The sequence below is a fragment of the Dyadobacter subterraneus genome (assembly GCF_015221875.1).
In the GTDB taxonomy this organism is placed as follows: domain Bacteria; phylum Bacteroidota; class Bacteroidia; order Cytophagales; family Spirosomataceae; genus Dyadobacter; species Dyadobacter subterraneus.
In genome coordinates this window covers 1-6,893 of sequence record NZ_JACYGY010000007.1, presented here as the reverse complement: position 1 = coordinate 6,893, position 6,893 = coordinate 1, and the positions used below count along the sequence as shown (strand labels likewise).

5 protein-coding genes and 1 pseudogene are annotated in these 6,893 nt (G+C 38.3%); 2 read left to right on the top strand and 4 right to left on the bottom strand.

Features of this window, described 5'->3' with window-relative positions; genetic code table 11:
- Nucleotides 1–111 precede the first annotated feature (111 nt).
- The 3 genes from tnpC to tnpA form a co-directional block, all read right to left on the bottom strand.
- The gene (gene tnpC, locus IEE83_RS33170) at nt 112–1,446 is read right to left on the bottom strand and encodes an IS66 family transposase (protein WP_228102198.1); all 1,335 of its coding nucleotides are present in this window, start codon (nt 1,444–1,446) and stop codon (nt 112–114) included.
- Between the two features lie 81 nt (nt 1,447–1,527).
- Entirely contained in the window at nt 1,528–1,869 is a 342-nt protein-coding gene (gene tnpB, locus IEE83_RS32670) for an IS66 family insertion sequence element accessory protein TnpB (protein WP_228102197.1), read from the bottom strand.
- Between the two features lies 1 nt (nt 1,870).
- A complete protein-coding gene (gene tnpA / locus IEE83_RS32665; RefSeq protein WP_194124955.1) occupies nt 1,871–2,179 on the bottom strand; it encodes an IS66 family insertion sequence element accessory protein TnpA in 309 nt (102 codons plus the stop codon).
- A 1,292-nt stretch (nt 2,180–3,471) separates the two neighbouring features.
- On the opposite strand from tnpA, the gene IEE83_RS32660 reads away from it, so the two are divergent.
- Together IEE83_RS32660 and IEE83_RS32655 are read left to right on the top strand one after the other, a co-directional pair.
- Nucleotides 3,472–4,089 carry a hypothetical protein gene (locus tag IEE83_RS32660; protein WP_194124954.1) on the top strand — a complete coding sequence of 206 codons (618 nt, stop codon included), beginning with the start codon at nt 3,472–3,474 and terminating at the stop codon, nt 4,087–4,089.
- 1,378 nt (nt 4,090–5,467) lie between these two features.
- The gene (locus tag IEE83_RS32655; protein ID WP_194124953.1) at nt 5,468–5,857 is read left to right on the top strand and encodes a response regulator; all 390 of its coding nucleotides are present in this window, start codon (nt 5,468–5,470) and stop codon (nt 5,855–5,857) included.
- 698 nt (nt 5,858–6,555) lie between these two features.
- On the opposite strand, the pseudogene IEE83_RS32650 reads toward IEE83_RS32655, so the two are convergent.
- Nucleotides 6,556–6,771, bottom strand: a pseudogene (locus tag IEE83_RS32650) (IS66 family transposase); the annotation flags it as partial.
- Nucleotides 6,772–6,893 lie beyond the last annotated feature (122 nt).

The following is a 6,893-nucleotide window of genomic DNA, read 5'->3' as shown; positions in this document are numbered from 1 at the left end:
CGAACTTTTGAAGGTGAAAATGAATAATATTATGCAAAGCGATTTATCGGAAATATAGAGTCAACTACCTGGAAACATTGATTTTAGACTATTGCTTTGCATAATCTTTAACTATCCATAACCAATCGCGAGGGGTCTAATTACGTTCTCAGCGAGATTATTATCAATTTCAATTTGCCCATGTAATGCATACGCACTCAGGCCTTCCCAGCGAGGTAAGCTGTATGCAATAGCCTGACCTAATGGGCTTTTGGGGATAACTAGTGGAAGTTGCTGGGTCATCCATTCTTTTAGCCCTAAGAGAACCGGTATCGATTTTTCCTGTCTTAACTTTGTTTTTTCTTCCCAATTCAGCCCCTCTTCCCGCATCTGTTTTTCAAGGACGTAAAGTAGCTGCATCCGTTCAAGCACATAAGTAGCCTTCTGTTCGTCGTATTTCAAGGCATCTATGAATCGACGTCGAGCATGGGCCATGCAGTAGACTAAAAGAATTTCTGGATGGTTACCAAAAAGCTTTTCATAGACGACGTAGCCGTCTACTTGCAGTATGCCAGCATAGCCCTCAAGCATTTGCTTGGGCCCACTCTGATCACGACCTCTCCTGTAATCAAACAGTGTAAGCTTGTCGCAGGGAGCATTATATATCCACATGTAGCCTTGATGGATACCATTTTTGTGGTCTCTATCAAGTACTTTCAGCGGCGACTCGTCGGCTTGTAAATATCTCTGGTTTAGAACCAATAGTTTTAAAAGCTCCCACAGCGGAGTTAGATGCTGCCATCCTTTAATGATCCAGTCAGAAGCGGTGGATGCAGGAACATTTACTCCTAACCGTCTGTATTTGTCAATCTGCCGGTGAAGTGGAAGACCGAAAACATATTTATCGACAACCATTTGGGCGATTACAGCTTCAGAAGGGATACCTTTTTCGATCACACGGTCTGGAAGTGATGCTGTTATAATGCCCTCGCCATTGGCACGTGCATATTTGTAGCGGATATAACGCTTCACAAAGAACTCAGCAGGAATCAGGTCCAGAACCTCTGTGACTTCTTCTCCAATGATAGTGCAGCCAGTAACGTCTTCGGTAGGTTCAATAATAATGATCTCACGGCGCAGGTTCTCAGGAAGTATCATTCTACCCGTGCCTTTTTCACGTTTTTTTGCAGGTACTTTTTCCTTGACAACTTCAGCAGCCTGCTCTGAGAGTTCTTCCTGTTTGGGTTGGTCGATTCCTAATTCAAACAGGTTGATCTGATTTACGTCCGTATTTATACTGGCTAATTTCTCATTCTTTTTGCCAAATATATATTGCTTGTATTTATCAAGCTGAAAGTTCAGAGTCTGGATCTGCTCATCTTTTTCGGATATTAATTCCAGCGACTTTTTATGCGCAGCAATCTCTTGTTCATAAAGTAATTTATAGTCCGTCGCTGTATCTTCCATAATCCGAAGATACAACACAAAATATGCCTATCCAAGCCTTAGAGGCACTTTTTAGATTGGTTTCTTATGCAACCCTGCACCCTATTTTGTATGCTGATAGCGCTTTCTTAGGCGAACCGAATCCAGCATTACGCCTTGCAGAAGAAGTGTCAACTGTTGGCTGGTAATGGAAATATCTTCTCCTTTGGGCCATTCGAAAGTACCTTGTTCAAGCTTTTTGACATACATGGCAAACCCATCCCGATCCCATTGTAAGAGTCGGATTTGATTAAGTCTTTTGCCCAGAAAAACGAAAACATCACCGCCTGATGGATCAAAACCCAATTCATTCCGGACCAAGCCAGCCAGGCTGTATATGCCAAAACGCATATCCGTTGGACTCCGGTACAGAAAGTATCGGCAGCTGTGAGATAAAGCCAACATATTAAAGAAGGAGCTTCTTTATAAATGAAGCGTCGAGAGATCCGAACAGCTCTATACGCGCTCCAGATGGAAAAGTAATTGCTGCCAGAGCTTGTTGGTTTTGCTCAATTAAAGCTGGTTTTTGAACCAGTATCTGACTAAACCCACGGGGTGCCGCCACAATGGGCACATTTTCGCGGCGGAATTTCTTAACCCAGTAATTGAATTTATGGTATCCCATCCCATTCTGATTGCAAAAAGCCTGTTTGCTTAAGCCTTGCGTTTGCCATTGATCGTACAGCTCACGCATTTTTTCTGTCTCAGTTTTCATGAAACAAGATTACGAACTATGCAGATCAGTTAAAAGATGGTTTTATCGGACGCATACTGATAAAAGACTTCTGATCAGCTTGCACTTAATGGATTCATGTTGCCAGAAGGTCACCAAAACACATTTACTTTTGTTCAAAAGATTGCAGGTGCTAGCGAAATTAGAATCTATAAGCTTATGGAGGCTGGCAGTTGCTTTGGTCCGTTTGTCATTAGTAGAGAATGTTAGCAATTAATTTGGGATTGGCAAAAGATTTCACCAGTAAACTACTATCGGTAAAATGAACGCGTTATTTTCTTTAAAGGTTTTACCTAAGATCGCGCAAATGATTGCTCATTTTTCCTCTGTACAGAAACCCGGATATACCGAGTTGTTTCACTAAAAAATAGTCAATTTTTCTTTCCATTAATTAAAAAAAATCCGGACAATCCGCTTTTTTAATCCTGGCAGGATTTAGCAGATATGCTTTCAGGTTACGTTGCTGCAGAGTAATAATACCGTTCGAAACATAATCATTCGCCAAAGCCCGCATCCAACCAAAAACACCTGACCTGACCCCAGCCGTAAACAGGGCGTAAGAAAAGGATCGAGCTAAATATGTCCCGGACCAAGTGTGATATTTATTCAGTCGAAAAACCACCCAATGTTTCCAGATAAGACTGGCTTGTCGCTACTTTCAACTTCATTTTGTAAATAAACAAAGGTAAAACTTTTAGATGCAGACTATCAAGGCTTGCTGTTTTGTATCAGAACACATGCTCAATGCTGGCATTCAAAGCGGGAAATTAGAACAAGCTAAATAATTGGCAACAAAATCGGCCATGATTTGTACCTCCAGGCATCAGTATTCATTAAAATAGTCCAGACAGTCAGGCCAATCCACAAATTTACAGTTTATCTGATGAAGAATAACTCGATGATTGTAGAAAAGTCAGTACTATCTAACTGCTGCAATTTTCAACAGTTTTAAATTTGGGAATTTTTTTTCTTTAAATTTTATCAAGGTTTTATATCAACCTATTCTATCATATAAAAAATTGCTTCACAGACCTTTTCATGAAAATTGCGCCTCTCTGGATGATTTGTTGAAATTCTAAACCAAATTGCTTCTAGTAACAACATTATTCAAAAATTGGCAATGAGAGCATTGTACATTTTTCAAAGAGTCTCTATTCTTTCGGCAGACACCCACGTAACCGATACAAACTCTGGCATAATTATTGGTTTTAGTAAAATAATACCATAAATATCAGAATGGTTTCTTTGAGAAGTCCAGTTTAACCAGCTAACGAATGAAAAATTTTCTCTTAACATTGTCCATCGTTTTTATGTTTCAGGTCGTAAAGGGGCAAAATAATGCTGAAATAATTCGCCCGCAGACTTATGATCAAAAATCTCCTGACTTTCTGCAATACAGAGACCGATGGAATTTTAAGATTGGTGTTGGTATAGGTACAACCTACCGAAATAAAGAGAGTTTTTTTCAAGCATCGACGCTGTCTATTTCGGCAGAACCTTCATATATGCTTACTAACTATATATCTGTAGGGTTTCGTGGAGAATATACATATATGAGCTCCTATATCAGTGACGCCGGTAGGACAAAGGGTGATCCAATGGGCTCGTTGTCTGCCACCGCAGATGTTATTAAACTGTGGAATAGTAAATACGCACCTTTTATTGGAATTGGCGCCGGACTTTACCGATTGGGCTATGGAAGATTTCCCGACAAACAACAATCCGATCCGATCAATGTTCGAAGAGAAAACTTGGGAATACGCTTTGGTGTTTCACCAAGGATTGGAATAAATCTTAACTCATTTTCAATTTCCCTAGAGATGAACTTGATTGACGAGAAGATTTTTTACAACCGAGATTATATGACAATGAAAATTGGTTATGCTTTTTAGGCAAAATTATATATAGGCTGAAATTATTTTAATCTAAGTATCACATGCAATACGTGTATTGCAGACTTGCATAATTAGATAAAGCTAAAAGACTGGACAATATATTAATATACTCATAGAATAATCAGTGTTTTGTCGGCACAATAACAGAAAAACGTATTACGCCCTGCTGCTGTCAAGGAAAACTTGGCTTTGCAATTGTTACATATATTTGAAGAGAAAAATGACAGTATTTAACATGTCAACTAAATTTGACTAAGAGAAAACGACGATTGTTTGATGAGTCTTTTGAAAAGATGCCATTGGGATTCTTAGATGTGATGGCTGGCAAGTCCATCAACATCTGAGCTAGTTTGTTAAGTGGATCAGTATACCGAAAACTGACTTAATTTTCACAGAACCTAAATTTCCGCGAAAAATGGGACATACAAAATTTAACTTTGGCTACATTCAAATAACTGTTTTATATATATGCAATGTTGGTAAAAGTCATATTTAAATTTTTATACATAACATAATTATTTTCAGTTAAAAAATGACATTATAAAGATTGTTTAAAATTTGGTACCGTTTAATAAATTATTTATAGCTACATCGCAGATGCTTTATAAATTTAGAAGTGTTACCCTGCTTTCCTCAACGTTAAAACCTTCTCAGCTTTTCGAGAAGGTTCTTTTTTTAGGGAAATAGCTATCGAGCAAAGAGTTTAATAAACACCTCCTTTTTTACACCTTATTTAACATGAAACATATAGAATTTTCAGGCAAGGTAATTGTAATATAACCATAATGGGTCAAGTCAAAAACTATGAAATTTTCATAGTCGATTGCTGCGTTTTTACTATATTCCGAATTCATTACGATAAGTAAAATTATTTCTCATCAAATATTGCATGATCCTGATTTATCTGGATTTTAAGAGTTTTGAAAAACAAAACCTAATTACATCTTGGTACAGGATTATACAAATTGGTCTAACATTAATATCGCCGGCAGCACTGACCCTATGTTTATGGCTCCTCATTCACATGGTCCGAGCACGAAAGGGGATTATAGCTTGCTTAGGTGCAGCCCGCTGATCAATACTAGGAATTTTTGGTTTTGTAATGGGATCATACTATTGGACATCGCTGGTAACGGCTAAATCTTTAACGATGAGATTAATATGGGTGCTTACCAGTTTAACAGTGAGAATCCATTAGCCGCTCAATGCAATCTAACCGCAGACGATCTAAAAATTTACAGAATTTAATTAATCCATCATCTTAAGGAGGCTTGCAACTCCAATACATGCTGATGTTCTTAACCAATTGAACTATCGAACCCATTCGTAGCTTAAATTTAGTTCTTTCGTCAAAACAAATAACTCAACGTTACTCATGAAATCAAATACAACCTACTCCATAGCCATCGTAGATCATAATTTAATGGCACGGGCATTCATCAGGCGTCTTCTTGTTGATTATCATTTTACCATTGCGTTTGAAGCAGAAAACGGACAGGATTGCGTAGATAAGATGCTTCGCGCACAAATACCCCCTGCTCTAATAATCCTCGATATTGAAACGCCAATAATGGATGGATTTCAAACTGCATGCATTTTACGAACGAACTGGCCTTTCATAAAAATTATCGCATTTTCCAGTAAAAATGATACTCAAACGATTGACAAGATAATGGCTGCCGGCGCCGATTTTTTTCTGCCAAAACAAAACGAGATCTACGCTGACCTAATTATAACAATAAACAGTGTTCTCAATGAACCTTAACGCAAATTCATCATCGCAATCATGACCGTAAAATCACCAGTTACATCGTACTAAAATCGTTAGACTTCACATATTCCGTTGAATAGGAACGACAACTGGGAAACTAATTCGATATTCCGTTATCGCCTAAGAGCTTCATAAATAAGCTCTTAGGTTTAATGGTACCCGAAAGTCGTTCCTAAAATCTGAGCTGGATTGTATAATACCTCAGTTATTGCTGAAGCATTTGTTAAATTAATTGGTGATCTCTGTTTGAGAATCCTGTACAGAAAAATCTTATATCCTAAAAATACACTTCCATGAAGCTATTTCATTATTTTTAAGACGAAATGTTATGGAAAAGAAATCATTACCGTCATTAATTACAATGCCGCGGGCATAGACCGCACCGGCCCGGGTTGGATCTCGTAGCCACCTGGTGGCTATTGACCAAAATAAGAAAAATGTACGCTCATTTGAAATTTACACAAAAGATCATGAACTGCTTATTAAGCACCTTCAAAATCACGGCCTAACTTCGGTGGCCATAGAAGGCACCGCAAGTTACTCCCTTTTCAATGCGTTACAGAAGGCCGGATTAACATTCCTTTTTGTTGGCGGAAGCCAAACTAAGAATGCGCAAGCGGGGCGGCCCGTGCCGCCGGAAAACTAAGAAAAAAAGAAGTAAAAATGCTCCTGTATTGTATCCGTCCTACCAACTACATCTTTGTTAACTGTTGAATATTGTTAAAGTTTTGCGGGTACAGATCGTTGATGTTTTTATGGTTAATTGTCGAGATGTTTGTCGGGGTGTTTTTTAGCCAATTGTAGGGATTGACGTTGTGTTTTTTGCAAATTGCAAAGAAGGAGTAGATCATGGCAGCCCGTTGTGCTGCTTCGTGTGATCCGGCAAAAAGGTAGTTTTTTCGGCCAATTTTATGTAAAGCTTTACATAACCTGGGTTATGCATAGCTAAGGGTTATGTAAAGCTTTACTAAAAAATGGCCATTGGGATCAAATCAAGGCTTATTGATTACCTTTTCACTTGACATAATAT